The 24,702-nt window shown below is 59.5% G+C and carries 26 protein-coding genes; 9 read left to right on the top strand and 17 right to left on the bottom strand.

Going from position 1 to position 24,702, the window contains the following annotated elements:
• From ispE to ACZZ0D_RS01360, 3 genes are read right to left on the bottom strand one after another with little or no spacing between them, the layout of a single operon-like run.
• Positions 1-852: a 4-(cytidine 5'-diphospho)-2-C-methyl-D-erythritol kinase gene (gene ispE / locus ACZZ0D_RS01350; RefSeq protein ID WP_053123769.1), complete on the bottom strand. Its 852-nt coding sequence runs from the start codon at positions 850-852 to the stop codon at positions 1-3.
• A gap of 3 nt (positions 853-855) precedes the next feature.
• The gene (gene lolB, locus ACZZ0D_RS01355) at positions 856-1,473 is read right to left on the bottom strand and encodes a lipoprotein insertase outer membrane protein LolB (RefSeq protein WP_053123767.1); all 618 of its coding nucleotides are present in this window, start codon (positions 1,471-1,473) and stop codon (positions 856-858) included.
• 3 nt (positions 1,474-1,476) lie between these two features.
• Positions 1,477-3,201: a tetratricopeptide repeat protein gene (locus ACZZ0D_RS01360; protein WP_159814616.1), complete on the bottom strand. Its 1,725-nt coding sequence runs from the start codon at positions 3,199-3,201 to the stop codon at positions 1,477-1,479.
• A 334-nt stretch (positions 3,202-3,535) separates the two neighbouring features.
• Between ACZZ0D_RS01360 and hemA the strand changes: the two genes are divergently transcribed.
• The 6 genes from hemA (at position 3,536) to ACZZ0D_RS01390 (ending at position 8,896) form a co-directional block, all read left to right on the top strand.
• Positions 3,536-4,822, top strand: a complete 1,287-nt coding sequence (gene hemA / locus ACZZ0D_RS01365; RefSeq protein ID WP_053123763.1) for a glutamyl-tRNA reductase — start codon at positions 3,536-3,538, stop codon at positions 4,820-4,822.
• Positions 4,819-5,901 carry a peptide chain release factor 1 gene (gene prfA, locus ACZZ0D_RS01370; RefSeq protein ID WP_053123761.1) on the top strand — a complete coding sequence of 361 codons (1,083 nt, stop codon included), beginning with the start codon at positions 4,819-4,821 and terminating at the stop codon, positions 5,899-5,901. The genes hemA and prfA overlap by 4 nt, the downstream gene beginning before the upstream one ends.
• Entirely contained in the window at positions 5,902-6,732 is an 831-nt protein-coding gene (prmC, locus tag ACZZ0D_RS01375) for a peptide chain release factor N(5)-glutamine methyltransferase (protein WP_463552283.1), read from the top strand.
• Positions 6,726-7,481, top strand: a complete 756-nt coding sequence (locus ACZZ0D_RS01380; RefSeq protein ID WP_159814618.1) for a molybdopterin-synthase adenylyltransferase MoeB — start codon at positions 6,726-6,728, stop codon at positions 7,479-7,481. Before prmC ends, ACZZ0D_RS01380 begins: the two co-directional genes overlap by 7 nt.
• The gene (gene murI, locus ACZZ0D_RS01385; protein ID WP_463552284.1) at positions 7,474-8,265 is read left to right on the top strand and encodes a glutamate racemase; all 792 of its coding nucleotides are present in this window, start codon (positions 7,474-7,476) and stop codon (positions 8,263-8,265) included. The genes ACZZ0D_RS01380 and murI overlap by 8 nt, the downstream gene beginning before the upstream one ends.
• A gap of 112 nt (positions 8,266-8,377) precedes the next feature.
• On the top strand, positions 8,378-8,896 hold the full coding sequence (locus ACZZ0D_RS01390; protein ID WP_212545512.1) for an acyloxyacyl hydrolase: 519 nt from the start codon (positions 8,378-8,380) through the stop codon (positions 8,894-8,896).
• A gap of 663 nt (positions 8,897-9,559) precedes the next feature.
• Here the strand turns inward: ACZZ0D_RS01390 and ACZZ0D_RS01395 are convergent.
• From ACZZ0D_RS01395 to ACZZ0D_RS01450, 12 genes are all read right to left on the bottom strand, one after another.
• Positions 9,560-9,865 (bottom strand): YkgJ family cysteine cluster protein, encoded by a 306-nt coding sequence (locus tag ACZZ0D_RS01395; RefSeq protein WP_053123751.1) that lies wholly within the window; start codon positions 9,863-9,865, stop codon positions 9,560-9,562.
• 52 nt (positions 9,866-9,917) lie between these two features.
• Entirely contained in the window at positions 9,918-10,409 is a 492-nt protein-coding gene (locus ACZZ0D_RS01400) for a DUF2878 domain-containing protein (protein WP_463552285.1), read from the bottom strand.
• Positions 10,402-11,667: an SAM-dependent methyltransferase gene (locus ACZZ0D_RS01405; RefSeq protein ID WP_053123746.1), complete on the bottom strand. Its 1,266-nt coding sequence runs from the start codon at positions 11,665-11,667 to the stop codon at positions 10,402-10,404. Before ACZZ0D_RS01405 ends, ACZZ0D_RS01400 begins: the two co-directional genes overlap by 8 nt.
• The gene (locus tag ACZZ0D_RS01410) at positions 11,654-12,469 is read right to left on the bottom strand and encodes a DUF1365 domain-containing protein (protein ID WP_053123744.1); all 816 of its coding nucleotides are present in this window, start codon (positions 12,467-12,469) and stop codon (positions 11,654-11,656) included. The genes ACZZ0D_RS01405 and ACZZ0D_RS01410 overlap by 14 nt, the downstream gene beginning before the upstream one ends.
• Entirely contained in the window at positions 12,466-13,713 is a 1,248-nt protein-coding gene (locus tag ACZZ0D_RS01415; protein WP_463552286.1) for an NAD(P)/FAD-dependent oxidoreductase, read from the bottom strand. Before ACZZ0D_RS01415 ends, ACZZ0D_RS01410 begins: the two co-directional genes overlap by 4 nt.
• A complete protein-coding gene (locus ACZZ0D_RS01420) occupies positions 13,710-14,492 on the bottom strand; it encodes an SDR family NAD(P)-dependent oxidoreductase (RefSeq protein WP_401244119.1) in 783 nt (260 codons plus the stop codon). Before ACZZ0D_RS01420 ends, ACZZ0D_RS01415 begins: the two co-directional genes overlap by 4 nt.
• A complete protein-coding gene (locus tag ACZZ0D_RS01425; RefSeq protein WP_053123738.1) occupies positions 14,489-14,911 on the bottom strand; it encodes a nuclear transport factor 2 family protein in 423 nt (140 codons plus the stop codon). The genes ACZZ0D_RS01420 and ACZZ0D_RS01425 overlap by 4 nt, the downstream gene beginning before the upstream one ends.
• Positions 14,904-16,349: a deoxyribodipyrimidine photo-lyase gene (phrB, locus tag ACZZ0D_RS01430; protein ID WP_463552287.1), complete on the bottom strand. Its 1,446-nt coding sequence runs from the start codon at positions 16,347-16,349 to the stop codon at positions 14,904-14,906. The genes ACZZ0D_RS01425 and phrB overlap by 8 nt, the downstream gene beginning before the upstream one ends.
• 16 nt (positions 16,350-16,365) lie before the next feature.
• The gene (locus ACZZ0D_RS01435; RefSeq protein WP_463552288.1) at positions 16,366-17,307 is read right to left on the bottom strand and encodes a MerR family transcriptional regulator; all 942 of its coding nucleotides are present in this window, start codon (positions 17,305-17,307) and stop codon (positions 16,366-16,368) included.
• A complete protein-coding gene (locus ACZZ0D_RS01440) occupies positions 17,307-18,269 on the bottom strand; it encodes a YbgA family protein (protein ID WP_463552289.1) in 963 nt (320 codons plus the stop codon). The genes ACZZ0D_RS01435 and ACZZ0D_RS01440 overlap by 1 nt, the downstream gene beginning before the upstream one ends.
• Positions 18,270-18,491: 222 nt before the next feature.
• The gene (locus ACZZ0D_RS01445; RefSeq protein ID WP_400754548.1) at positions 18,492-18,707 is read right to left on the bottom strand and encodes a TIGR02450 family Trp-rich protein; all 216 of its coding nucleotides are present in this window, start codon (positions 18,705-18,707) and stop codon (positions 18,492-18,494) included.
• Entirely contained in the window at positions 18,704-19,690 is a 987-nt protein-coding gene (locus ACZZ0D_RS01450; RefSeq protein ID WP_053123729.1) for an NAD(P)/FAD-dependent oxidoreductase, read from the bottom strand. The genes ACZZ0D_RS01445 and ACZZ0D_RS01450 overlap by 4 nt, the downstream gene beginning before the upstream one ends.
• A 197-nt stretch (positions 19,691-19,887) precedes the next feature.
• On the opposite strand from ACZZ0D_RS01450, the gene ACZZ0D_RS01455 reads away from it, so the two are divergent.
• Complete coding sequence (locus tag ACZZ0D_RS01455; RefSeq protein ID WP_463552290.1) at positions 19,888-20,790, top strand: TIGR01777 family oxidoreductase; 903 nt, start codon at positions 19,888-19,890, stop codon at positions 20,788-20,790.
• Between the two features lie 13 nt (positions 20,791-20,803).
• The gene (gene hemH / locus ACZZ0D_RS01460; RefSeq protein WP_463552291.1) at positions 20,804-21,829 is read left to right on the top strand and encodes a ferrochelatase; all 1,026 of its coding nucleotides are present in this window, start codon (positions 20,804-20,806) and stop codon (positions 21,827-21,829) included.
• A gap of 107 nt (positions 21,830-21,936) precedes the next feature.
• On the opposite strand, the gene ACZZ0D_RS01465 is transcribed toward hemH, so the two are convergent.
• The gene (locus ACZZ0D_RS01465; RefSeq protein WP_463552292.1) at positions 21,937-23,211 is read right to left on the bottom strand and encodes a uracil-xanthine permease family protein; all 1,275 of its coding nucleotides are present in this window, start codon (positions 23,209-23,211) and stop codon (positions 21,937-21,939) included.
• A gap of 2 nt (positions 23,212-23,213) precedes the next feature.
• Complete coding sequence (gene upp, locus ACZZ0D_RS01470) at positions 23,214-23,852, bottom strand: uracil phosphoribosyltransferase (RefSeq protein WP_007912842.1); 639 nt, start codon at positions 23,850-23,852, stop codon at positions 23,214-23,216.
• Positions 23,853-24,014: 162 nt separating this feature from the next.
• Here upp and ACZZ0D_RS01475 point away from each other — a divergent pair, with 162 nt between their 5' ends.
• The gene (locus ACZZ0D_RS01475) at positions 24,015-24,572 is read left to right on the top strand and encodes a hypoxanthine-guanine phosphoribosyltransferase (protein WP_159814630.1); all 558 of its coding nucleotides are present in this window, start codon (positions 24,015-24,017) and stop codon (positions 24,570-24,572) included.
• The last annotated feature ends 130 nt before the right edge of the window (positions 24,573-24,702 follow it).

A 24,702-nucleotide genomic window follows, 5' to 3' on the forward strand; every position in this document is an offset into this window, starting at 1 on the left:
TTAGAGCAGACTTTGCAGCTTGCGATGCAACATCGAAACGTTGCTTCCTTTCGCTACAAACCCTGTAAGGGTCTCTGTCAGAAGGGCCGAGACTTTATCAGCTTCAGCTTTGCTTGGGAAGCCCCCAAACACACAACTTCCAGTTCCGGTGAGCTTTGCTTCGGTAAATTTACCTAACAAATCCAATGCGTTACGTACCTCTGGATAACGCCTTGCAACCACCGGCAAGCAGTCATTTCGACTGTTTCCCTCGGGAACGGGGCGCACTTTAATGGGCGGCGTGTTACGTGTCAACAAAGGATCGGAAAAAATTTCTGCCGTACTTACAGAGACTTGCGGTACGAGCACCAGATACCACGGTTCTTCGGGATCGACCGGGGTGAGTTTCTCGCCCACGCCCTCGGCAAAAGCCGCGTGACCACGGACGAAAACCGGCACGTCGGCGCCAAGCGTCAGACCCAGTGCCGCCAGGCGATCTTCATCCCAGCCCAGCTGCCACAAGTGATTCAGACCGAGCAAGGTGGTCGCCGCGTTCGAGCTGCCGCCACCAATGCCGCCGCCCATGGGCAGAATTTTGTCGATCCAGATGTCGATACCCAGCGTACAACCCGATTGTTGCTGAAGCATTTTTGCTGCGCGCACGATCAGATTGCTGTCATGCGGCACGCCGGCAAATTCGGTGTGCAACTGAATCACGCCGTCATCGCGCACGGCAAAAGTGATTTCATCGCCGTAGTCGACAAACTGAAACAGCGTCTGCAACTCGTGATAACCGTCTTCACGGCGACCAAGAATGTGCAGCATCAGATTGAGTTTGGCCGGCGAGGGCAGGGTCAGACGTGCAGCGGTCATGCGTTATTGCCCCAACTTGCGCGGTTGCCAGGTCTTGATCACCAGCGTGACGTCGAGGTCGGTGCCGTGCAGCTTGATGCGCTCGGGCAACCAGTAACCGTTTTGTTCGGTGTACGCGGTGTACTCAACTTTCCAGCCGTCCTGTTCCAGGCTGGCCAGACGGCTGTCGGCGTCCAGGTTCAGGCGACTTTTAGTGTCCGGAGCCGGCAGGCCACGCACCCACCAGGCCAGATTCGACACCGGCAACTTCCAGCCCAGTTGCTCTTCGAGCAGGGCTTCCGGCGATTGCGATTCGTAGCGACCCTGATTGGCGACTTCCAGCGACACCTTGCCCGGACGACCGGTCAGGCGTGCAGCGCCACGACCCAACGGGCCGGACAGACGAATGTCGTAGTAATCCTGACGTTGCAGCCAGAACAACGTGCCGCTACCGGAATCTTTCGGTGCGCGGATGCCGATCTTGCCGTCGATCTGCCAGCCGTCGAGGCCGGTCAGCTGCTGTTTGTTCGCCGCCCATTGAGCCGGACTGCCGTGGCCCTCGACCGATTCGCGAGTACCAAAACCCGAGCAACCAGCGAGGAGGGCGATGAAGCTGAAAACAATAACGTGGCGCAAAAACATGAGTTAAAGAGTCTCGGATCCGGTCAGGCGCTTGATGGTGCTGCGCAGAATGGTGCTGTCGGGCTGATCCTTGAGGAATTTGCCCCAGATTTGTTTGGCTTCACGCTGATTGCCCTTGGCCCACAACACTTCGCCCAGATGCGCGGCGACTTCGTGATCAGGGAAACGCTCCAGCGCCTGACGCAGATATTTCTCGGCGTCGTCCAGATTGCCCAAGCGGTAATTCACCCAGCCGAGGCTGTCGAGTACGGCCGGGTCTTCCGGATTGATCTGGTGCGCCTGCTCGATCAGCGTCTTCGCTTCAGCGTAGCGGGTCGTGCGGTCGGAGAGGGTGTAACCCAGCGCATTCAGCGCCATGGCGTTGTCCGGATCACGCTTGATGATCAGGCGCAGGTCTTTTTCCATCTGCCCGAGATCATTGCGTTTTTCCGCGAGCATCGCGCGGGTGTAGAGCAAATTCAGGTCGTCCGGGTATTGCAGCAACGCTTGCTGCAAGACTTTCCAGGCCTTGTCGTCCTGTTTATTGGCCGACAGGGTTTCCGCTTCAATCAGGTACAACTGGATCGCGTAATCCGGTTCTTCGTCACGCTGCGCCGCCAGTTTGCTTTGCGCTTCAGCGGTTTTGCCGTTGTTCATCAGAATATCGGCCTGACGCAATTGCGCCGGCAGATAGTCGTTGCCCGGGCCGACCTGGGCGTACTCGATGAGCGCGCCTTGCGGATCGTTACGCTCTTCAGCGATGCGACCGAGGTTCAGGTGGGCTGAATCGACGTGGCTTTCACGGGCGATCAAGTCTTCCAGATAGCCCTTGGCCTCGTCCCAGGCCTTGGCTTCGAGGCACACCAGCGCCAGCGAGTAACGCAGTTCGTCGTCTTCCGGGTATTGCTGAACGAGGCTGGAGAATTCGACTTTGGCGTCGTCCATCCGGTCTTGCTCAACCAGCATGCGCGCGTAAGTCAGGCGCAGGCGTTTGTCGTCCGGGTATTTCTTGATGTTTTTTCGCAGCAGCGGCAGCGCTTCGTCGCCACGGTTCATCACTTGCAGCAGGCGTGCGCGCAACAGAATCGGGGCGATCTCGCCTTCTTCCGGCGGATGGTCTTCGAGCAGGGTCAGGGCCGCTTTATTATCGCCGTCCTGTTGCAACAGCAGGGCTTTGCCGAAAATCAGCTGACTGTTGTTCGGGTGGCGTTGCAATAAACGGTCAAAACTTTTCATCAGACCGTTGCGGGTTTCTTGATCAGTGTCAGCCGCCGACAGGGCGAGGAAGTCGAAGTGGGTGTCGCCCTTGCCCTGCAGGACTTTCTCCATATAGACCATAGAGTCGTCGTAGCGCCCGGCGCGCGCCAGTTGCACGGCGGCGGCGCGTTGCGCTTCGAGGTCTTCCGGAGCGTTTTTTGCCCAGATCAGCGCGGTATCGAGGGCCGGTTGATCGGCGCCCAGATATTCGGCGATGCGAAACGCACGCTCGGAAACGCCCGGATCTTGCGTATTGATCGCCTGGGTCACGTAGTTATCCAGCGCAATATCGAAGCGATTGCGCTGGCCGGCGAGTTCGGCGCTCAACAGGCTGAAGACGGTTTCCTCGCTGAACGAGCTGTAAACCTTGGGCTTTTCAGGCGCGGGCGTGGTGTCTTCGACCGGCGGCGTACCGTCCGGCGACACGGGTGCCAAGGCCTGGCAGCCGCTGAGGAAGACAAAAGCGAGGAGCAACGCGGAAGATCTATTCATATAGGAAGAGGACGACTAACCTGCGGTCGGATCATCATGACACAAGCCTTCGGCCAAACATAACCGCTCAGGCAATTTACGGCTTATCGCCTGTACGAGCTGCTGCAGGCTGCGATCTTTTGACGTTGTTTGAGACGCGGAGCGTCCCGGGCTGCATTCCCACGCCGAGCGTGGGAACGATCAATCAAAAGATCGCAGCCTGCGGCAGCTCCTACAAGGAGCCAAATTGTGCCCATTATAGGGACTGACCATTGGGACAATAGTCAGCGGTAGTTGTTCTGAATCTGACGAAGTAGGACAATTGCCGGCTTCACGTCACCACCAGCGACTTTGAATGGCCTTCCTTGCACTCGGTATCAACCACAAGACTGCTTCAGTAGACGTCCGCGAGCGCGTGGCTTTTACGCCTGAGCAACTGGTGGAGGCCTTGCAGCAGCTTTGCCGACTGACCGACAGCCGCGAAGCCGCGATCCTCTCCACCTGCAATCGCAGTGAGCTTTATATAGAACAGGATCAGCTTTCTGCCGATGTCGTACTGCGCTGGCTGGCTGATTACCATCATTTAAGCCTCGATGAACTGCGCGCGAGTGCTTATGTGCATGAAGATGATGCGGCAGTTCGTCACATGATGCGCGTCGCCTCCGGGCTCGACTCGCTGGTGTTGGGCGAACCGCAGATTCTCGGCCAAATGAAATCGGCCTACGCCGTGGCCCGTGAGGCTGGCACCATCGGCCCGCTGCTGGGGCGATTGTTTCAGGCGACGTTCAATGCCGCCAAGCAGGTGCGCACCGACACCGCCATCGGCGAAAACCCGGTATCGGTGGCATTTGCCGCCGTCAGTCTGGCCAAACAGATTTTCAGTGATTTGCAACGCAGCCAGGCTTTGCTGATCGGCGCCGGCGAGACCATCACGCTGGTCGCCCGCCATTTGCACGAGCTGGGCGTCAAGCGCATCGTCGTCGCCAATCGCACGCTCGAACGTGCCAGTCTGCTCGCCGAACAATTCGGCGCCCATGCAGTGCTGCTCTCGGACATCCCGGCAGAACTGGTGCGCAGCGACATCGTGATCAGTTCGACCGCCAGTCAGTTGCCGATTCTCGGCAAAGGCGCGGTGGAAAGCGCTCTGAAGCTGCGCAAGCACAAACCGATCTTCATGGTCGACATCGCGGTTCCCCGGGATATCGAACCGGAAGTCGGCGAACTGGACGACGTTTACCTGTACAGCGTCGACGATCTCCACGAAGTGGTCGCCGAAAACCTCAAGAGCCGCCAGGGCGCAGCGCAAGCCGCCGAAGAGATGGTTTCGGTCGGCGCCGACGATTTCATGGTGCGCCTGCGCGAACTCGCGGCGGTTGATGTGCTCAAGGCCTATCGTCAACAGAGCGAACGTCTGCGTGACGAAGAGCTGCAAAAAGCCCTGCGTCTGCTGGCCAATGGCGGCAACGCCGAAGACGTGCTCGGGCAACTGGCCCGTGGCCTGACCAATAAACTGTTGCATGCGCCCAGCGTGCAACTGAAAAAGCTTTCTGCCGAAGGCCGCCTCGATGCGCTGGCCATGGCCCAGGAACTCTTTGCCCTCGAGGGCTCACCGGATAGCTTTTCGGATAAAAAACCGCAATGAAAGCGTCACTGCACAATAAGCTGGACATCCTCCAGGATCGTTTCGAGGAACTGACCGCGCTGCTCGGCGACGGCGAAGTCATTGCCGATCAGAGTAAATTCCGCGCCTATTCCAAGGAATACGCCGAAATCGAGCCGGTCGTACAAGGCTATAAAAAGCTCCTCAGCGTACAAAGCGATCTTGAAAGCGCGCAGGCGCTGCTCAAGGACAACGACCCGGACATGCGTGAAATGGCCGTGGAAGAAGTCCGCGAAGCCAAAGAATCGCTGATCACCCTGGAAGCCGACCTGCAACGCATGCTGTTGCCCAAGGATCCGAATGACGGGCGCAACGTCTTCCTCGAAATTCGCGCCGGCACCGGTGGCGACGAGGCGGCGATCTTCTCCGGCGACCTGTTCCGCATGTACTCGCGTTACGCCGAGCGTCGCGGCTGGCGCGTGGAGATCCTCTCGGAAAACGAAGGCGAACACGGCGGCTATAAAGAAGTCATCGCGCGCATCGAAGGCGACAATGTTTACGGCAAGCTGAAATTCGAATCCGGCGCGCACCGCGTTCAGCGTGTACCCGCCACCGAATCTCAGGGCCGTATCCACACCTCGGCCTGCACCGTGGCGGTATTGCCCGAGCCGGATGAGCGCGAAGCCATCGAGATCAACCCGGCGGATTTGCGTGTTGATACGTTCCGCTCCTCCGGGGCCGGCGGTCAGCACGTCAACACCACCGACTCGGCGATCCGCATTACGCACATCCCGACCGGCACCGTCGTCGAGTGTCAGGAAGAGCGTTCCCAGCACAAGAACCGTGCCCGGGCGATGGCCTGGCTGTCGGCGAAACTCAACGATCAGCAAACCGCAGCGGCGGCGAATGCCATCGCCAGCGAGCGTAAATTGCTGGTCGGTTCCGGCGATCGCTCCGAGCGCATTCGCACGTACAACTTTGCTCAGGGCCGGGTCACCGACCATCGCGTCAACCTGACCTTGTATTCCCTTGATGAAATTCTCGCCGGTGGCGTTGATGCGGTGATCGAGCCGTTGCTGGCCGAATACCAGGCTGATCAACTCGCAGCGATAGGTGAATAAATGACCATCATTGCCAGCCTGTTGCGCGCCGCCGAACTGCCGGACTCGCCCACTGCGCGTCTGGACGCCGAATTGCTTCTGGCCGCTGCACTGGGCAAGTCGCGCAGTTTTCTGCACACCTGGCCCGAGCGCATCGTGCCGAGTGACGCGGCGCTGACCTTTGCCGAATACCTGCAACGTCGCCGTGGCGGTGAGCCGGTGGCCTACATTCTTGGTCAGCAGGGTTTCTGGAAACTCGATCTGGAAGTCGCGCCGCACACGCTGATCCCGCGTCCGGACACTGAGTTGCTGGTAGAAGCGGCGCTGGAATTGCTGTCCGCGACCCCGGCCAAAGTGCTCGACCTCGGCACTGGCAGCGGCGCGATCGCCTTGGCTCTGGCCAGTGAACGTCCGGCGTGGAAAGTCACGGCGGTGGATCGCGTACTCGAAGCCGTGGCACTGGCCGAACGCAATCGTCAGCGCCTGCATTTGAACAATGCCACGGTGCTGAGCAGCCATTGGTTCAGCTCGCTGGCTGGTCAGCGTTTTCAGTTGATCATCAGCAACCCGCCGTATATTGCGGCGGCCGATCCGCATCTGGTCGAAGGCGATGTGCGCTTCGAGCCGGCCAGCGCCTTGGTCGCCGGTGAAGACGGCCTCGATGATCTGCGCTTGATCGTCGAACAGGCCCCGGAGTATCTCGAGGCCGGTGGCTGGCTGATGCTCGAACATGGCTATGATCAAGCCGAAGCCGTGCGCGATTTGTTGCTGACGCGCGGTTTTGAAGAAGTCCACAGCCGCACCGATCTGGGCGGCCATCAACGCATCAGTCTGGGACGCCTGCCGTGCTGAATGATCAGGAGTTGCTGCGCTACAGCCGGCAGATTCTGCTGCAACACATCGACATCGATGGCCAGTTGAAGCTCAAGGACAGTCGCGTGCTGATCGTCGGCCTCGGTGGTCTCGGCGCGCCGGTCGCCTTGTATCTGGCGGCGGCGGGTGTCGGTGAATTGCATCTGGCGGATTTCGACACGGTCGATCTGACCAACCTGCAACGCCAGATCATTCATGACACCGACAGCGTCGGCATGAGCAAGGTCGATTCGGCGCTCAAGCGTCTGAGCGCGATCAATCCGGAGATCCAGTTGATCGCCCACCGGCAGGCGCTGGACGAGGATTCTCTCGCCGCCGCCGTGACAGCGGTGGATCTGGTGCTCGACTGTTCCGATAATTTTTCTACGCGCGAGGCGGTCAACGCCGCGTGTGTGGCGGCGCGCAAACCGCTGGTCAGCGGCGCGGCGATTCGCCTTGAAGGGCAATTGTCGGTGTTCGACCCGCGCCGCGATGAGAGCCCGTGCTACCACTGCTTGTACGGCCACGGCAGCGAAGCCGAATTGACCTGCAGCGAAGCGGGTGTTGTCGGGCCGTTGGTGGGGCTGGTTGGCAGTCTGCAAGCGCTTGAAGCGTTGAAGGTGCTGGTCGGTTTCGGCGAGCCGCTGGTGGGCCGTTTGTTGCTGATCGATGCGCTGGGCTCGCGTTTCCGTGAGCTGCGCGTCAAGCGTGATCCGGGTTGCAGTGTCTGTGGCTCGCGCCATGCGTGAAGCGCCGATCGGCGTGTTCGATTCCGGTGTCGGCGGTCTGTCGGTACTGGCAGAAATCCAGCAATTGTTGCCCAGCGAATCGCTGCTCTATGTCGCCGATTGCGGGCAAATTCCCTACGGCGAGAAAACCCCGGAATTTATCCGCCAGCGTTGCAGCGTGATGGCCGGGTTTTTCCGCGAGCAGGGCGCCAAGGCGTTGGTGTTGGCTTGCAACACGGCGACCGTCGCCGGGGTTGCCGATTTGCGCCGTGATTACCCGGACTGGCCGATTGTCGGCATGGAACCTGCGGTGAAACCGGCGGCGGCTGCGACCCGTAGCGGTGTGGTCGGCGTGCTCGCCACTACGGGCACTTTGCAGAGTGCCAAGTTCGCGGCATTACTCGATCGTTTCGCCACCGATGTGCGGGTGATTACCCAGCCTTGTCCCGGACTGGTCGAGCTGATTGAAAGCGGAGACCTGCACAGCGACACATTGCGCGCGTTGTTGAAAAGTTATGTCGATCCGTTGCTGGCCAACGGTTGCGACACGATCATTCTTGGTTGCACGCACTATCCCTTCCTCAAGCCGATGCTCAAATCGATGATCCCGGCGGACATCAGTTTGATCGACACCGGCGCCGCTGTGGCGCGGCAACTTCAACGGCTGCTGGCCGAGCGCGATCTGCTGGCTGAGGGGCCGAACCGATCGGTCAGATTCTGGACGAGCGCGGATCTGCAGTCCTTCAAAAATGTCCTGCCGTTGCTGGGGCAAACCGCAAATGATGTGCAAAACTTCGGTTTGTGAAAAAAACGTGAAATAAGCTGAAATTCGTCTGAACTTCTGTTCAGGCGCAGACTTCTATAGCGTTGAGTTAACCAGAAAACCAAACGATCGTTCCGGAAAAGGAAGTTTCAAAGTGAAGCGACTATTCTGCTTGGCCGCGATTGCGGCCGCACTAATGGGGCAAAGCATTACTGCACAAGCGGCAGGTGTTGAATTTGCGGTGGGGGCCACCAGCGATTCGACCATGACCTACCGCCTGGGGATGAATTTTGATTGGGATCAGAGCTGGCTGCAGAGCGACGTCGGTCGCCTGACCGGTTACTGGAGCGGCGCCTACACCTATTGGGAAGGTGACAAAACCTCCAGCAACAACAGCTTGTCGTTCTCGCCGGTATTTGTTTACGAGTTTGCCGGCCAGTCGGTCAAACCGTATGTAGAGGCGGGCATCGGTGTCGCGTTGTTCTCCAATACTGAGTACGAAGACAACAACATCGGTGGCGCCTTCCAGTTCGAAGACCGCCTCGGATTTGGTCTGCGTTTCAATGGCGGGCATGAAGTCGGAATCCGTGCGACGCACTATTCCAACGCGGGCCTGGCCAGCAGTAACGACGGCGTAGAAAGCTACGCGCTGCACTACACAATGCCGTTGTAACCCCGGATTTAACTGCTCGCGATAACCCTGTGGGAGCGGGCTTGCTCGCGAATGCGGTGTATCAGTCGATATGGAATTGGCTGACCCACCGCCTTCACGAGCAAGCCCGCTCCCACATTTGTTTTTGCGGTGTAGGTGGAATTAACGCCAGGCTCTAAAAGGCCTTTGGATTTGCGCAGATTCGGCGGCTGTACGCATCACCCCTGTGGGAGCGGGCTTGCTCGCGAATGCGGTGTATCAGTCGATATGGAATTGGCTGACCCACCGCCTTCGCGAGCAAGCCCGCTCCCACATTTGTTTTTGCGGTGTAGGTGGAATTAACGCCAGGCTCTAAAAGGCCTTTGGATTTGCGCAGATTCTGCGGCTGTACGCATCACCCCTGTGGGAGCGGGCTTGCTCGCGAAAGCGTTGTATCAATCGATAGGTGAATTGGCTGACCCACCGCTTTCGCGAGCAAGCCCGCTCCCACATTTGTTTTTGCGGTGTTGGTGGAATTAACGCCAGGCTCTAAAAAGCCTTTGGACTCGAGGCGATTCGGCGGCTGTACGCATCACCCCTGTGGGAGCGGGCTTGCTCGCGAATGCGGTGTATCAGTTGATATGGAGTTGGCTGACCCACCGCTTTCGCGAGCAAGCCCGCATGTGTCTTGCGGTGTTGGCGAAGTTAGCGGTACGCGGTGGTGATGCCTTGGCGTTCTTCGAGGCACTCGGGGGCGCCCATCTCGAATTCGCGGCAGATCAGCGGGCGTTTTTCGTAGATCGTGCACATCATCGTGTCGCGATCCAGCGCCGCGCACCAGCCGTCGTCCAGACGCAGCATCACTTCGCCGCCCCACTCATCGGTATCGATAAAACGATCAGGCACGCCGGTGTCGGTGATCAGCATCACTTCGAGCTGGCAGCAGCACGCCGCGCAGGTCGAGCAGGTGACTGCAGGCTCGGTGATTTGCTGGTGGGGAATGGTTTTCATGGCGCCAGTGTAAGGCAGTCGCTGCGGTGCGTGTGAATGGTCTGACAGACGCTCAGCCCGCCAACCGCCGCGCCATGGTGTGCAAAAGCGGAAACAGCAGTGCCCAGAGCAGGCCGATGCCAATCAGCGTCGGTAATTCGCCGTAGGGAAATTGCACACCGGCCAGTCGTCCACCGCCGTAATACGACAACGCGCCACCCACCGCGCCCAATCCACTCGCTAGCCACCAGGGCCGACCACTCCATTGCAGACAGTGCCGCAACGTGGTCGCAAGCAACGCCCACAGCAGCATCAGCCACAGCGGAATCAGCGGCGATTGATCCTGAAATTCAAACACGCCGGCGCCGCGCAAAACGCTGTCCACCGCTGTACCGACAATCACCACGCTGAGAATCAAACGTCCCTCAGCCGCCCAACTGCTGATCCAGCGCAGATGAATCACCAGCACTGCCAATGCCAGCAACAACCACAGACTGTTGCCGCCGATTACACAGGTCAGCCAGCCGATCTGGAACAGCACGGCATTGGCGACACGCTCAAGCATCGAAGCGGCCAAGCAATGGCGCAGTCATCGCCGCGGGTTTGGCCAGCAGCAATTGCGCGGTGCCGATGGTGCGTTCGAGGAAACCACCTTCGCAGTAGCACAGGTAAAACTCCCACAGCCGCAGGAAATAATCGTCGTAACCCAGCTCGGTCAAACGGCCATGGGCGCGGCGGAAGTTCTCGTGCCACAGGCGCAGGGTCTTGGCGTAATGCAGGCCGAAATCTTCCATGTGCAGCAGGTTCATGTCGGTGTCGCGGCTGACCACTTCGAGCATCTTCTGCACACAGGGCAGGGCGCCACCGGGGAAGATGTAGCGCTGAATGAAGTCGACGCCGCGTTTGGCCTGCTCGTAGCGTTGCTCACGAATGGTGATCGCCTGGATCAGCATCAAACCGTTGCTCTTGAGCAAGTGCGCGCACTGTTTGAAATAGGTCGGCAGGAAGCGATGGCCGACCGCTTCGATCATCTCGATCGACACCAGTTTGTCGTACTCGCCCGTGAGGTCGCGGTAGTCCTCCAGCAGTAGCGTCACTTGATCCTGCAAACCGAGTTGTTCGATGCGTTGGGCGGTGAAGGCGTACTGCTCTTTCGACAGCGTCGTGGTGGTGACGCGGCAACCGTAATTCTGTGCGGCGTAAAGCGCCATGCTGCCCCAACCAGTGCCAATCTCGAGCAAATGGTCGCTGGGCTTGAGCGCGAGCTTCTGGCAGATGCGCTCCAGTTTGTTCAGTTGCGCCTGCTCCAGCGTGTCTTCGGGAGTAAGAAATTGCGCCGCCGAATACATCATGGTCGGGTCGAGAAACTGTTCGAACAGGTCATTGCCGAGGTCGTAATGCGCCGCGATGTTCTTCTGCGAACCCTTGCGTGTATTGCGATTGAGCCAGTGCAGACCTTGCACCAACGGCCGACTGATGCGGGCCAGTCCGCCTTCCATCGCATCGAGCACTTCAAGGTTGCTGACGAACACGCGCACTACCGCCGTCAGATCCGGCGAACTCCAGTAACCGTGGATAAACGCCTCGCCCGCGCCGATCGAACCGTTGCTGGCAACCATGCCCCACAGGGCCGAATCCAGCACATGGATTTCCCCGAGCAACGCACTGCCCGGCGTGCCAAACATCAAGCGTTCGCCATCCTCGACCACCAGCAGTTGCCCGTGTTTGAGCTGACCCAATTGGCGCAATACGCCGCGGCGCAGCAACGAACCGGTCAAACCGTTAGTGCTGAGCCGACTGACCGACAGGCTAGAGGATTTCATGGCGGTGCTCCTTGGGAGGCACAGTGGCGGTTTGAAAGCTGCCGTCAGCAGCCTGATGAGCAAAGATCGGTACGCGTTTAAGCAACAGCCGCAGCGCTTGCCAGTAAATGGCCAACGCGGTTTTCGCGGTCATCCACGGAAAGCGTTTCAGGTAGCGATGCAGGCTGCGACGGTCGAGGGCTTCGCGTTGCAGATTGAGCGTCGCGTCGAACAGTTTTTCTTCGCCCTGCCAGTCGGCCATGTGCACGCCGAGATTTTTCGCGGCGGGGCTGAAGCTCATGCGGTATTCGAGGTCGCGCGGCAGAAACGGCGAAACGTGAAAGGCCTTGGCCACGGCAAAATGCTGGTGAAAATCCTGCAGATTGCTTGGCGCACGGGCCGGCAACACATAGTGATAACGCTCGCGCCACGGCGTGTTGGTGACTTCGCAGACGATCGCTGCCAGTTGCCCATCGGCCTCGTGGCAATAAAAGAAGCTCACCGGATTGAACGACAAACCCCAACTGCGCGCCTGGGTCAGCAGGCAGATCGCGCCTTGCGGTTCGTGACCGATGGCGGCGCCGACCTGTTGGCGCACCGCATCAATCAAACGCACGCCGCGACTGGTGAAGGATTTGAGGTAGTCGGTCTCGCGAAAGGAGAACGGTGCAAATCGGCTGCGACCTGCCAGCGGCGACAGCGCGAGCACGGCGTCCTGCTCGCTGAGATCGAGATAGAGCAAACCGATCTTGTAGCGGAATTGATGCTTGCGCGGCGAGAAGCGCCGATGGCCGATCCAGCCGCTGTAAAGGGCGCTGTTCATAAGGTTTCCCCGAACGCCGAAGCCACGCGCAACGCACTGACCACGCCGTCTTCATGGAAACCATTGGCCCAGTAAGCGCCGCAATAATGCGTATGTTGCGCGCCGTCCAATTCCGCCCAGCGATTCTGCGCCGCTACCGCCGCTAGGCTGTATTGCGGATGAGCGTAGGTGTATCTGGCGAGCACTTTGAACGGGCTGATGCCGGCGCTCTGATTGAGGCTGACGCAGAACGTGGTGTCGCTCTGAATGCCTTGCAGAATGTTCATGTCGTAAGTGACGGCGGCGTGAGTGTGGCCGGCGCCGCTGAGCCGATAGTTCCAGCTGGCCCAAGCCAGTTTGCGAGTCGGCAGCAAACGCGTGTCGGTGTGCAGCACCACTTCGTTGTCGGCGTAGGGCAGGGCGCCGAGGATCTCGCGTTCGGCATCGCTCGGCTCGGCGAGCAATTTCAGGGCCTGATCGCTGTGGCAGGCGAACACCACTTTGTCGAACTGCTCGCTGCCCTCCGCGCTGTGGATAACTACGCCGTGCTCGTCACGATCGACCCGCGTTACCGGGCAATTGAGGCGGATCTTGTCTTTGAACGCGGCGGTCAGCGGCGCAATGTAAGCGCTGGAACCGCCCTCGATCACCCGCCATTGCGGACGATTGCTCACCGACAACAGTCCATGGTTCTTGAAGAAACGCACAAAAAATTGCAGCGGAAAATTGAGCATCTCGGCCATCGGCATCGACCAGATCGCCGCGCCCATCGGCACGATGTAATGCAGGATAAAACGCTCGCCGTAGTTGCCTGCTTTCAGGTAATCGTCGAGGGTCATGTCGCTGGAAATGCGCAGTTCGGCGAGGTCGCGCTGGGCTTCTTTATTGAAGCGCAGAATGTCGCGCAACATGCCCCAGAACCCCGGCGACAACAGATTGCTGCGCTGGGCGAACAGGCTGTTGAGATTGTTGCCGTTGTATTCCAGACCGGTGTCCGGGTCGCTCACCGAAAAACTCATTTCGGTGGCTTTGAACGGCACGCCGAGCTGGCCGAGCAAGCGGATGAAATTCGGGTACGTCCAATCGTTGAACACGATAAACCCGGTGTCCACCGCGTACTGCTGGCCGTCGACCGTCACTTCGACCGTGTGCGTGTGGCCACCGACCCAGTCGCTGGCCTCGAACACGTGCACGTCATGTCGGCGATTGAGCAAGTGGGCGCAGGTGAGCCCGGCGATCCCGCTGCCGACGATGGCGATTTTCATGCTGGATCTCGCAGCGGCGGCGATTTACGCACCATGCGCTTGCCGATCGCCAGTTGCAGGCTGGCGGGCAATTTCGACAGCGGCCACAGCGCCGCCATGAACAGCGCCGGAAAGGCGATTTCCAGTGGCCGATCCTTGAGCTTGGCGAAGATGTGCCGCGCGGCTTTATCCACAGGCCAACTGAGCGGCATCGGGAAATCGTTCTTCGCGGTCAGCGGCGTTTCGACGAAACCGGGGCTGACGATGGTGACTTCGATGCCTTCATCCGCCAGATCAATGCGCAGCGATTCGAACAGATAACGCAGTCCGGCCTTCGACGCGCCATAGGCTTCGGCCCGAGGCAGTGGCAGGTACGTCACCGAACTGGCGACGCCGATCAGATGCGGCGCGGTGCCTTTGCGCAACAGCGGCAGGGCGGCTTCGATGCAGTAGCTGCTGGCGAGCAGATTGGTGCGCACCACGTGCTCGATGATCGACGCATCGAACTGCTTGGCGTCGACATATTCACAGGTGCCGGCGTTGAGAATCACCGAATCCAGCGAACCCCAAACTTCAGCGATCTGCTCACCGATTTCGCGCACGGTCTGACTGTTGGTCAAATCCCCCGGCACCACTAAAACCTGGCCCGAATAGCGTTGCGACAAGACTTTCAGTGCCGCGACCGAGCGCGAGCTGACCGCCAGGTGCGCGCCGCTTTTCAGAATCTCTTCAGCGAGCGCCGCGCCGATGCCACTGCTGGCCCCGGTCAACCAATAGCGTCGTGGAGGTGTACGACTCATCCCATTCTCCTTTTTAGCCAGGCGATGACCCGGCCCAATACGGGTAAATGTTCATACAACAGCGCCCCGGCATCGAAGTAATCCCGGTGGCGATAAACCTTGTCGCGCCAGAGCAGATGCGAGCAGCCGCTGACGCGAATCACCTGACCACTCGCCAGGCGCGGATGGCGGTAACTCATGACCCAGCGCAGATAGCCTTCGCCGTCGCTGATCTGATCGAAGCCATGAAAATCAAACCGCAGCTCGCTGACGTTGGCGTACAGCTCGCTGAAATAATCGTGCAGTTGCTTGAGCCCCTGCACTTCGTGCAACGGGTCGGTGAAGTGAATGTCATCGCTGTACAGCTCGCCCAGCCGGTGCAGGTTGTCTTTGTTCAACTCGCAGAATTGTTGGGCGAAGCGGCGCAGGAATTCACTCATCACTGCCCTCCATTGCCGTGCGCGATGGCAGGCGCTTGAACGCGGCCAGTGCGCGCTCACGGGAGGCGCTGAGATTGACGATTGGCGACGGATAATCGGCAACGCCGAACAGCCCGCCTAGGTTGGCCGGGTTGTGGATTTCCTTTTTGTTCAGCCCGGCGAGTTCGGGCAGCCAGTGCTTGATGAACAGGCCTTCGCTGTCGAATTTTTCCGACTGGCTCAACGGATTGAAAATGCGGAAGTACGGCGCGGAGTCGGTGCCGGTCGAGGAGCTCCATTGCCAGCCACCGTTGTTCGCCGCCAGATCGCCGTCGATCAGATGACGCATGAAAAAGCGCTCGCCTTCACGCCAATCGATCAACAGGTTTTTGGTCAGGAACATCGCCACGACCATGCGCAGACGGTTGTGCATCCAGCCGGTTTCGAGCAATTGGCGCATCGCCGCGTCGATGATCGGCAGACCCGTGCGCGCCTCTTGCCAGGCCTTGAGTTCCTCCGGTGCATCACGCCAGGCCAATTCCTCGGTTTCCGGGCGAAAGGCACGGTGACGCGAGACCCGTGGATAGCCAACCAGAATGTGTTTATAGAACTCGCGCCACAGCAGTTCGTTGATCCAGGTGACGGCACCGACGTTGCCGCTTTCGAATTCGCCCTGATTGCTTTGCAGCGCGGCGTGCAGGCATTGGCGCGGCGAGATCACGCCGGCGGCTAGGTACGCCGAGAGCTGACTGGTGCCGGGTTTGGCCGGGAAGTCGCGTTCGCTTTTGTAGTATTCGATCTGCGCGTCGGTGAAGGTGTCGAGGCGTCGGCGCGCTTCTTCTTCACCAGCCGGCCACAGGGCTTGCAAGGATTCGCTCGGGGTGGCGAAGCCTTTGACCGAGTCAGGAATCGGGTCGCTGTCGACCTTGAGTGTTGCCTGTTTGCCGGGCGCCTTGACCAGCGCCGGCATGGAGCGGTGCAGGCGTTCGTAGCAGACCTTTCTGAACTGGCTGAACACCTTGAAATAGGTGTCGGTTTTGGTCAGCACGGTGCCGGGTTTGAACAGCAGTTGATCGAGGTAGCTGTGAAACTCGATGCCTTCGGCCTGCAGGCTTTCCGCCACGGCGGCATCGCGACGACTTTCGTGGACGCCGTATTCTTCGTTGACGTGAACCGCTTCGACCTTCAGTTCGCGGCACAGCTTGAGCAGCTCCGCTGGAGCCTGATCCCAATGATTGGCAGTGCGGATCAACAAGGGGATGTTCAGCTCGCCGAGGCTGTTGCTCAGTTCTTTGAGATTGCGTAACCAGAAGTCGACCTTGCACGCGGCATCGTCGTGTTCCAGCCACTGCTGCGGGCTCAACAGGTACACGGCCACGGTCGGGCCGCGGGCTGCGGCGGCCGCGAGGGCGGTGTTGTCGTGTTGGCGCAAGTCGCTGCGCAGCCAGATCAATTGCATGACATTAAGCCCATCATTAAATCAGTCCACGCTGAACGAGTACCTGGTGCGCTGACAGCGCATCTTCAGCCAGGTACACATCAGCGATCTCGGAAGTTCTTACGGACAACTCGGCGTGGTGGATGCATACCGTTGGTCCGACAATCATTTTCGGGCAACTGACTCCGTTCAGTAGCTTGGGCAGGTGGGCAAGGTTCATGGCCTTGCTCGAATAGAGCAGCGCGCCACGGGCTTGCAGGTGTTCGACGGCCAGCGCCAGTTCGCCGGCCGGTAACGGCCAGTCAAACACTTGCACCGGGCAATCGGCGCTGCTGATCAGCCACGCGCATAGCCACAGATGCGGTTCCAGTGGCAGGTCGGAGTGGTTAATCAACAGCAGCGGTGCGGCGTGCAGCTGACGATTGTTATGGTAGATGCGCGCACCGAATTTGCTGCGCAGCCAGGAAAAAAAGAACGTGCGCTCCATCTGCGCACCGAATTGGCCCTGCCAGCGTTGTTCGAGCTCAGCCAGCAGCGGCATCAACAACTGCTCGCACAAGGTGCGCGGCGGGTACAGCGCCATCGCTTGGTTGACGCTGTCGTCGAGGTTGCGCTCGTTGAGCTGGGTGACGGCGGCGAGCAATGTTTGACGCAGGCGTTGCCAATCGTTTTCCACCGGTTCGCTGAAGGCTTGCGGGGTGTCGAGCAGCGGCTTGACCTGGCTGACTGCAACGCCACGATTGAGCCAGGTCAGGATCGCCAGAATTCGTTGCACATGCTCAGCCGAATACAGTCGATGGCCCTTGGGCGTGCGTTGCGGCACGATCAGCCCGTAGCGACGTTCCCAAGCGCGCAAAGTGATCGCGTTGACGCCGGTTTGCCGCGCGACTTCGCGGATCGGCAACCAGCCTTCATCAAGAGCTTTCTTGAAATCGGCGCCGAGGTCTTCCTGGGCGCTGGAGTCGAGTTTGTCGTTCATCAGATGGCGTTTCGCAGGCTGAGGTTTTCCGGGTGCGGTTGCAGGTAAACCTGTTGCGCGATGTACGGATCGGGGTGTTGGCGAAAGTGATGCTTGAGCAGCGTCAACGGCACCACCAGCGGCACGATGCCGAGGCGGTATTGGTCGATGACGTGCACCATTTCCTGTTTGTCTTCGGCGCTGATTACTTGTTTCAGATAACCGCTGATGTGCAGCAGCACGTTGCAGTGCGTGCCGCGCGTGGCGCATTTTTTCAGCGCGGCCATCAGTTCGCTGAAGTAGCGCGGGCCGAGTTCGGCGGGATCGGTGTGCGCCATGTTGCCCAGCAGTTTGCCCAACGCTTTGTATTGCAGCGGGTTGTGGGCCATCAGCAGGTATTTGTAGCGCGAGTGAAATTCGGTGAGGGCGCGGCGGCTCAGGCCATCGGCGAGTACCTGCTGCCAGGCGCTGTAGGCAAACACGCGGGTGATGAAGTTTTCCCGCAGCACCGGATCGTTGAGACGCCCGGCTTCTTCCACGGGCAAATCCGGGTGTTGCGCGCAGAAGGCTTGGGCGTAAATGCCACGCCCGCCGCCATTCACCGGAGCGCCGTTGGCGTGATAAACCTTGACCCGCTCCAGCCCGCAGGACGGCGATTGCTGCATAAAGATGTAGCCGCAGATGTCATCAAGTTCAGCGGCCATTTTCTCGCCGTATTCGGCCAGTGGCTGGGTGACGTTGATCGCCGGATTGACTGTGCCGATGGCTTCAGGATTCTCTGGATCACCGACGAGGCGAATCGGCTCGCGGGGAATGCCGAGGCCGATAGCGACTTCCGGGCAAACCGGGGCGAATTCGAAATATTCAGTGAGGGTGCGGCTGCACAGGCGCGATTCCTTGTGGCCACCGTTGTAGCGCACCTCGGCACCCAACAGGCAGGCACTGATGGCGATTTTCGGTTTGGCGGCGGGCAGGGCAAGCATAGGCACCTCGAATCTAAACCTGTACAGAGTGCAATCTCTGTACAACATTGCGTTAGCATAGATTCAAAGGTGTACAAGTCAAATTGTTTGTATAACTTTTTGCTGGCCGAACACAATCCCCTGTGGGAACGGGCTTGCTCGCGAATGCGGCTTAACATTCAACACCTGTATTAGCTGATACACCGCTTTCACGAGCAAGCCCGCTCCCACAGGGGCCGGTGTTTATTTCCAGCCTTGCAGCCATTCAGCGTGGTTTTGGAGCGTCTGCCAATCAAGCCGTTCGGCGCGTTTGGTCAGCACCGCCTGCAACTCAACTTCCAGCACCGTGCCTTCCTCATCGCGGAACAATTCGGTCACCAGAAAATGCTTTTCGCGATTCTGCGGGTGGGCTGCTGTCCATTTCGACAGCAGCAATTTGCGCGGATTGATGCGGTTCATTGCAGGTGTTCGTGCAAGCGGCGCGCAGCCTCCTGACCACTCAACCATGCACCCTCCACACGCCCGGACAGGCACCAGTCGCCGCAGGCATACAAGCCCAGATCGGCATCGGCCAGCGTGCCCCATTCATGCCCCGTTGCCGGGCGTGCATAGAGCCAGCGATGGGCGAGGCTGAAGCTCGGCGCTGGCATCGCGCTGTGCAGCAATTCAGCGAATGCACCGTGCAGATGTTCGATCACCGCTTCCTTGGACAAGTCGATGTGTTGCCGACTCCATGCGCTGGTCGCGTGCAGCACCCAGGTGTCGAGGGTGTTGTCGCGGCCGGGTTTGCTGCGGTTGCGCGCCAGCCAGTCGAGTGGGCTGTCCTGCACGAAGCAGCCTTCGATTGGCGTATCCAAAGGCGTGTCGAAGGCGAGGGCAACGGCCCATGTCGGATCCATCTTCACCCCCGCAGCGGCGCCGGCGAGTTTCGGTGCCGCGGCCAATAATGCCGTGGCTTGCGGCGCCGGCGTGGCGATCACTACGTGGCTGAAGGGGCCGTGGGTGAAGCCTTCGGCGTCCTGCAAATGCCAGTGCTCTTCACCGCGAAAAACTTCGGTGATGCGGCAGGCGAAATGCACTTCCAGACCGTCGAGCAAACCACGGGTGATGGCGCTCATGCGCGGCGCGCCGACCCAGCGTGTCTGCTCGTCCGGCGACAGGTTCAGTTGCCCGCCCTGATAGGTGTAGAGCTGCGGCGTCCACTCGGCGACCCAGCCCTGGCTTTGCCAACGCTGTACTTCGGTGACGAAGCGACGGTCGCGGGCGGTGAAATATTGCGCGCCCATGTCCAGCGAACCGGCGTCGCTGCGCTTGCTCGACATGCGCCCGCCACTGCCGCGGCTTTTATCGAACAGTTGCACGGTATGCCCGGTCTCTGTCAGAGCCTGGGCGGCGGAGAGCCCGGCGATGCCGGTGCCGATGATTGCGATAGGTACAGTCATAGGGGCCTCGTTTACCTTTCTGTACAGACTACGCCGTGATTGAAACCTGTACAATTTTGTTTTCTGGTATAACTTCTAGCGTTCTCGTTCTGACAGCTTGGCCTATGGTTAAACAATAGAGCCTGCCCGATAGAAAAGATCCCTGCTTTTAAAAATAGACTAGTGATCCGGGTTAAACGCCACGCGAGGAAGATGTCATGCACATATTGCTGACCGGCGGTACTGGTTTGATCGGCCGACAACTCTGCCGACACTGGCTCGCGCAGGGTCATCGTCTGACGGTCTGGAGCCGCACGCCGGAAAAAGTCGCGAAAATTTGCGGCGCACAGGTGCGTGGCATCGCTCGTCTCGAAGACCTGGGTGATGAGCCGTTAGACGCGATCATCAACCTCGCTGGCGCGCCGATTGCCGATCGGCCGTGGACGCATCGGCGCAAGGCGTTGCTGTGGAGCAGTCGCATCACGCTGACGGAAACCTTGCTGGCGTGGCTCGAAACCCGCGCGCAGAAACCGGCGCTGTTGATTTCCGGCTCGGCGATCGGCTGGTACGGCGATGGTGGCGAACGTGAGCTGACGGAAGAATCGCCGCCGGTGATCGATGATTTCGCCAGTCAGCTGTGCATCGCCTGGGAAGAAACCGCGCAACGTGCTGAAGCGCTGGGTATTCGCGTGGTGCTGGTGCGAACCGGTCTGGTGCTGTCGGCCGAGGGCGGCTTTTTGTCGCGGCTGCTGTTTCCGTTCAAGCTTGGGCTGGGCGGGCCTTTGGGCAACGGTCGGCAATGGATGCCGTGGATTCATATCGATGATCAAATCGCCCTGATTGATTTTCTTCTGCACCGCGAGCAGGCCAGTGGTCCTTATAATGCGTGCGCGCCGCAACCTGTGCGCAATCGCGAATTTGCCAAAACCCTGGGCAGCGTATTGCACCGCCCGGCGTTTATGCCGATGCCGACCCTGGCACTGAAGGTCGGTCTCGGCGAGATGTCTTTGTTGTTGCTCGGCGGCCAAAAGGCTACGCCGGCACGCTTGCTGGAAGCGGGTTTCACTTTCCAGTTCACGGAATTACGTGCGGCTTTGGATGATCTCTCCAGCCGCCTCTGAAATAGGACGTTGCATGACCGATCACGCCTTGCTTCTGGTCAACCTGGGCTCCCCGGCCTCCACTTCGGTGGCCGATGTGCGCAGTTACCTCAATCAGTTTTTGATGGATCCGTACGTGATCGACCTGCCATGGCCGCTGCGGCGGTTGCTGGTGTCGCTGATCCTGATCAAACGCCCGGAGCAATCAGCCCATGCCTACGCGTCGATCTGGTGGGAGGAGGGCTCGCCGCTGGTAGTGCTCAGCCAACGCCTGCAACAGCAGATGAAGGCGCAGTGGACGCAAGGGCCGGTCGAACTGGCGATGCGCTACGGCGAGCCGTCGATTGAAACCTGCTTGCTGAAGCTGGTCGCGGCGGGGCACAAACGCATCACGCTGGCGCCGCTGTATCCGCAGTTCGCCGACAGCACCACAACCACGGTGATCGAAGAAGCCAAACGGGTGATTCGTGAGAAGAAGTTGAATGTGCAATTGTCGGTGCTGCAACCGTTCTACGATCAGCCGGAATACCTCGACGCGCTGGTTGAAAGTGCCAAGCCGCATCTGCTGCAGGATTACGATCACTTGTTGCTGAGCTTTCATGGCTTGCCGGAGCGGCACCTGACCAAGCTCGACCCGACGGGCAGTCATTGTTTCAAGAACGAAGATTGCTGCAAGAACGCTTCGCCGGCGGTATTGGCCACCTGTTATCGCGCGCAATGCCTGCGCACCGCCGCGCTGTTTGCCGAGCGCATGGGATTGGCGGACGGCAAGTGGTCGGTGTCGTTTCAGTCGCGGTTGGGCAAGGCAAAGTGGATCGAGCCGTACACCGAAGCGCGGCTGGATGAATTGGGTAAAAGCGGGGTGAAGAAGTTGCTGGTGATGTGCCCGGCGTTTGTCGCCGACTGCATCGAAACGCTGGAAGAGATTGGCGATCGCGGCAAGGAACAGTTCCGCGAAGCGGGAGGCGAGGAGTTGATTCTTGTGCCGTGCCTGAACGACGACCCGCAATGGGCGAAGGCGTTGGCGACCCTCTGTGAAAGAGCACCGTTGGCCCTTTAAAAGCCAACAGCTTCGCGAGCAAGCCCGCTCCCACATTTGAACGCATTCCAATGTGGGAGCGGGCTTGCTCGCGAAAGCTCTCTATCAGACAACAAGGATCTAAAAGTTTAGATCAGCGGCTCATCCGCCTTCTTGTTCTTCCAGCCATCATTGCCCGGCAGGATCAGGTTCAGCGCAATCGCCACCACCGCGCACAGCGCGATGCCTTTGAGGCCGAAGTCGTCCGGGCCAGTGCCAGTACCGACCAGCACACCGCCAATCCCGAACACCAACGTCACCGAGACAATCACCAGATTGCGTGCTTCGCCCAAATCGATCTTGTGACGGATCAGGGTGTTCATGCCCACCGCCGCGATCGAACCGAACAACAGGCACAGAATCCCGCCCATTACCGGCACCGGAATGCTTTGCAGCAGCGCGCCGAACTTGCCGATGAACGCCAGGGTGATGGCGAAAACCGCCGCCCAAGTCATGATTTTCGGGTTGTAGTTCTTGGTCAGCATCACCGCGCCAGTCACTTCGGCGTAGGTAGTATTCGGCGAACCGCCGAACAGGCCGGCAGCGGTGGTGGCAATGCCGTCACCGAGCAAGGTGCGATGCAGGCCCGGCTTCTTCAGATAGTCGCGACCGGTCACGCTACCCACAGCAATCACGCCGCCGATGTGTTCAATGGCCGGGGCCAAGGCCACCGGAACGATGAACAGAATCGCCTGCCAGTTGAACTCCGGCGCGGTGAAGTGCGGAATCGCAAACCATGGCGCGGCGGCAATCTTTGCGGTGTCGACCACGCCGAAATAGAACGACATGGCAAAACCGACCAGCACACCGGAAATGATCGGCACCAGGCGGAAGATGCCTTTACCGAACACCGCCACGATCAACGTGGTCAGCAGCGCTGGCATCGAGATCAGCATCGCGGTCTGGTAGTGGATCAGTTCAGAACCGTCGCCAGCCTTGCCCATCGCCATGTTCGCGGCAATCGGCGCCATGGCCAGGCCGATGGAGATGATCACCGGGCCAATCACTACCGGCGGCAGCAAACGGTCAATGAAACCGGTGCCTTTGATCTTCACGGCCAGGCCCAGGAAGGTGTAGACGAAACCGGCCGCCATCACACCGCCCATGGTCGCGGCGAGGCCGAACTGGCCCTTGGCGAGAATGATCGGAGTAATGAAAGCGAAGCTCGACGCCAGAAACACCGGCACCTGACGCCCGGTGACGATCTGGAACAGGATCGTCCCCAGACCTGCGGTAAACAGTGCCACGTTCGGGTCGAGGCCCGTGATCAGCGGCATCAGCACCAAAGCGCCGAAAGCCACGAACAGCATCTGGGCGCCGGACAGCACCGTGCGCCAGAGCGGATCGTTGAACTCTTGCTGCATGGTTACGCGTCCTTCTGCTTGGTGCCGAAGATCTTGTCACCGGCGTCGCCAAGCCCAGGGATGATGTAACCGTGTTCGTTCAAACGCTCATCGATGGACGCGGTGTAGATGGTCACGTCCGGGTGAGCCTTCTCGACGGCAGCAATGCCTTCCGGCGCGGCAACCAGCACCATCGCGCGGATGTCTTTGCAGCCAGCCTTTTTCAGCAGGTCAATGGTCGCAACCATCGAACTGCCAGTGGCGAGCATCGGGTCGATGATCATCGCCAACCGTTCGTCGATTTCCGGAACCAGTTTTTCCAGATAGGTGTGCGCTTGCAGGGTTTCTTCGTTGCGGGCGACACCCACAGCGGAAACCTTGGCACCCGGGATCAGGCTCAGCACGCCTTCCAGCATGCCGATGCCGGCGCGCAGGATCGGCACGACGGTGATCTTCTTGCCGGCGATCTTCTCGACCGACACGGTGCCGCACCAGCCTGCAATATCGTAGGACTCCAGCGGCAAATCTTTTGTAGCTTCATAGGTCAACAGGGCGCCGACTTCCTGAGCGAGCTCACGGAAGTTCTTGGTGCTGATATCGGCGCGGCGCATCAGGCCGAGTTTATGACGGATCAGCGGATGGCGGATCTCGAGGATGGGCATGGAAAAACTCCGGCGGCGGGCAAAAAAACCGGCCTAGATTAATCTATCCGAGGGTGATGTCCTATAGGACATACAGTACGTTAGTCCACAAATGCTTGATTCGACCTCGCGGGATGCGTACCTTTGCCCGCTTTTCCGAAATCGAACCCCCTGGAGAGCGCCATGTCCGCTGATCTCGAGCATATCCGTCAAGTCATGCGAGAGGCTGACTGCCTGTACACCGAAGCTGAAGTCGAGGCGGCCATCGCCCGTGTCGGTGCACAAATCAACGAACAACTGGCTGACAGCAACCCTGTGGTGTTCTGCGTGATGAACGGCGGCCTGATCTTTTCCGGCAAATTGCTGACGCATCTGCACTTCCCGCTGGAAGCGTCCTACCTGCACGCAACCCGTTATCGCAACGAAACCAGCGGCGGCGACCTGTTCTGGAAAGCCAAGCCGGAGGTCTCGTTCATCGACCGCGACGTGCTGATCATCGACGACATCCTCGACGAAGGTCACACCCTCGGCGCGATCATCGACTTCTGCAAACACGCCGGCGCGCGCAAAGTGCACACCGCCGTGCTGATCGACAAGGATCACGACCGCAAAGCGCGTCCTGACCTCAAAGCCGATTTCGTCGGCCTGCCGTGCATCGACCGTTATATCTTCGGTTACGGCATGGACTACAAAGGCTACTGGCGCAACGCCAACGGGATTTTTGCCGTTAAAGGCATGTAATTTAAGCCCCGATCCAATGTGGGAGCGGGCTTGCTCGCGAAAGCGGTGTATCAGTCGACATTTGTTTTGAATGTCAGGTCGCCTTCGCGAGCAAGCCCGCTCCCACAGTAGTTTTGTGCGTGCTGATCCA

The sequence above is a fragment of the Pseudomonas sp. AC193 genome (assembly GCF_979258075.1).

Coding starts and splice junctions, on each gene's coding strand:
- ACZZ0D_RS01405 (WP_053123746.1), bottom strand. CDS start 11,667: ATGAAATCCTCTAGCCTGTCGGTCAGTCGGCTCAGCACTAACGGTTTG.
- ACZZ0D_RS01455 (WP_463552290.1), top strand. CDS start 19,888: ATGCACATATTGCTGACCGGCGGTACTGGTTTGATCGGCCGACAACTC.
- ACZZ0D_RS01440 (WP_463552289.1), bottom strand. CDS start 18,269: ATGCTTGCCCTGCCCGCCGCCAAACCGAAAATCGCCATCAGTGCCTGC.
- ACZZ0D_RS01415 (WP_463552286.1), bottom strand. CDS start 13,713: ATGAAAATCGCCATCGTCGGCAGCGGGATCGCCGGGCTCACCTGCGCC.
- hemA (WP_053123763.1), top strand. CDS start 3,536: ATGGCCTTCCTTGCACTCGGTATCAACCACAAGACTGCTTCAGTAGAC.
- ACZZ0D_RS01435 (WP_463552288.1), bottom strand. CDS start 17,307: ATGAACGACAAACTCGACTCCAGCGCCCAGGAAGACCTCGGCGCCGAT.
- ispE (WP_053123769.1), bottom strand. CDS start 852: ATGACCGCTGCACGTCTGACCCTGCCCTCGCCGGCCAAACTCAATCTG.
- ACZZ0D_RS01400 (WP_463552285.1), bottom strand. CDS start 10,409: ATGCTTGAGCGTGTCGCCAATGCCGTGCTGTTCCAGATCGGCTGGCTG.
- ACZZ0D_RS01395 (WP_053123751.1), bottom strand. CDS start 9,865: ATGAAAACCATTCCCCACCAGCAAATCACCGAGCCTGCAGTCACCTGC.
- ACZZ0D_RS01465 (WP_463552292.1), bottom strand. CDS start 23,211: ATGCAGCAAGAGTTCAACGATCCGCTCTGGCGCACGGTGCTGTCCGGC.
- ACZZ0D_RS01475 (WP_159814630.1), top strand. CDS start 24,015: ATGTCCGCTGATCTCGAGCATATCCGTCAAGTCATGCGAGAGGCTGAC.
- ACZZ0D_RS01360 (WP_159814616.1), bottom strand. CDS start 3,201: ATGAATAGATCTTCCGCGTTGCTCCTCGCTTTTGTCTTCCTCAGCGGC.
- upp (WP_007912842.1), bottom strand. CDS start 23,852: ATGCCCATCCTCGAGATCCGCCATCCGCTGATCCGTCATAAACTCGGC.
- lolB (WP_053123767.1), bottom strand. CDS start 1,473: ATGTTTTTGCGCCACGTTATTGTTTTCAGCTTCATCGCCCTCCTCGCT.
- hemH (WP_463552291.1), top strand. CDS start 20,804: ATGACCGATCACGCCTTGCTTCTGGTCAACCTGGGCTCCCCGGCCTCC.
- prfA (WP_053123761.1), top strand. CDS start 4,819: ATGAAAGCGTCACTGCACAATAAGCTGGACATCCTCCAGGATCGTTTC.
- ACZZ0D_RS01445 (WP_400754548.1), bottom strand. CDS start 18,707: ATGAACCGCATCAATCCGCGCAAATTGCTGCTGTCGAAATGGACAGCA.
- ACZZ0D_RS01420 (WP_401244119.1), bottom strand. CDS start 14,492: ATGAGTCGTACACCTCCACGACGCTATTGGTTGACCGGGGCCAGCAGT.
- ACZZ0D_RS01425 (WP_053123738.1), bottom strand. CDS start 14,911: ATGAGTGAATTCCTGCGCCGCTTCGCCCAACAATTCTGCGAGTTGAAC.
- ACZZ0D_RS01450 (WP_053123729.1), bottom strand. CDS start 19,690: ATGACTGTACCTATCGCAATCATCGGCACCGGCATCGCCGGGCTCTCC.
- murI (WP_463552284.1), top strand. CDS start 7,474: ATGCGTGAAGCGCCGATCGGCGTGTTCGATTCCGGTGTCGGCGGTCTG.
- prmC (WP_463552283.1), top strand. CDS start 5,902: ATGACCATCATTGCCAGCCTGTTGCGCGCCGCCGAACTGCCGGACTCG.
- phrB (WP_463552287.1), bottom strand. CDS start 16,349: ATGCAATTGATCTGGCTGCGCAGCGACTTGCGCCAACACGACAACACC.
- ACZZ0D_RS01410 (WP_053123744.1), bottom strand. CDS start 12,469: ATGAACAGCGCCCTTTACAGCGGCTGGATCGGCCATCGGCGCTTCTCG.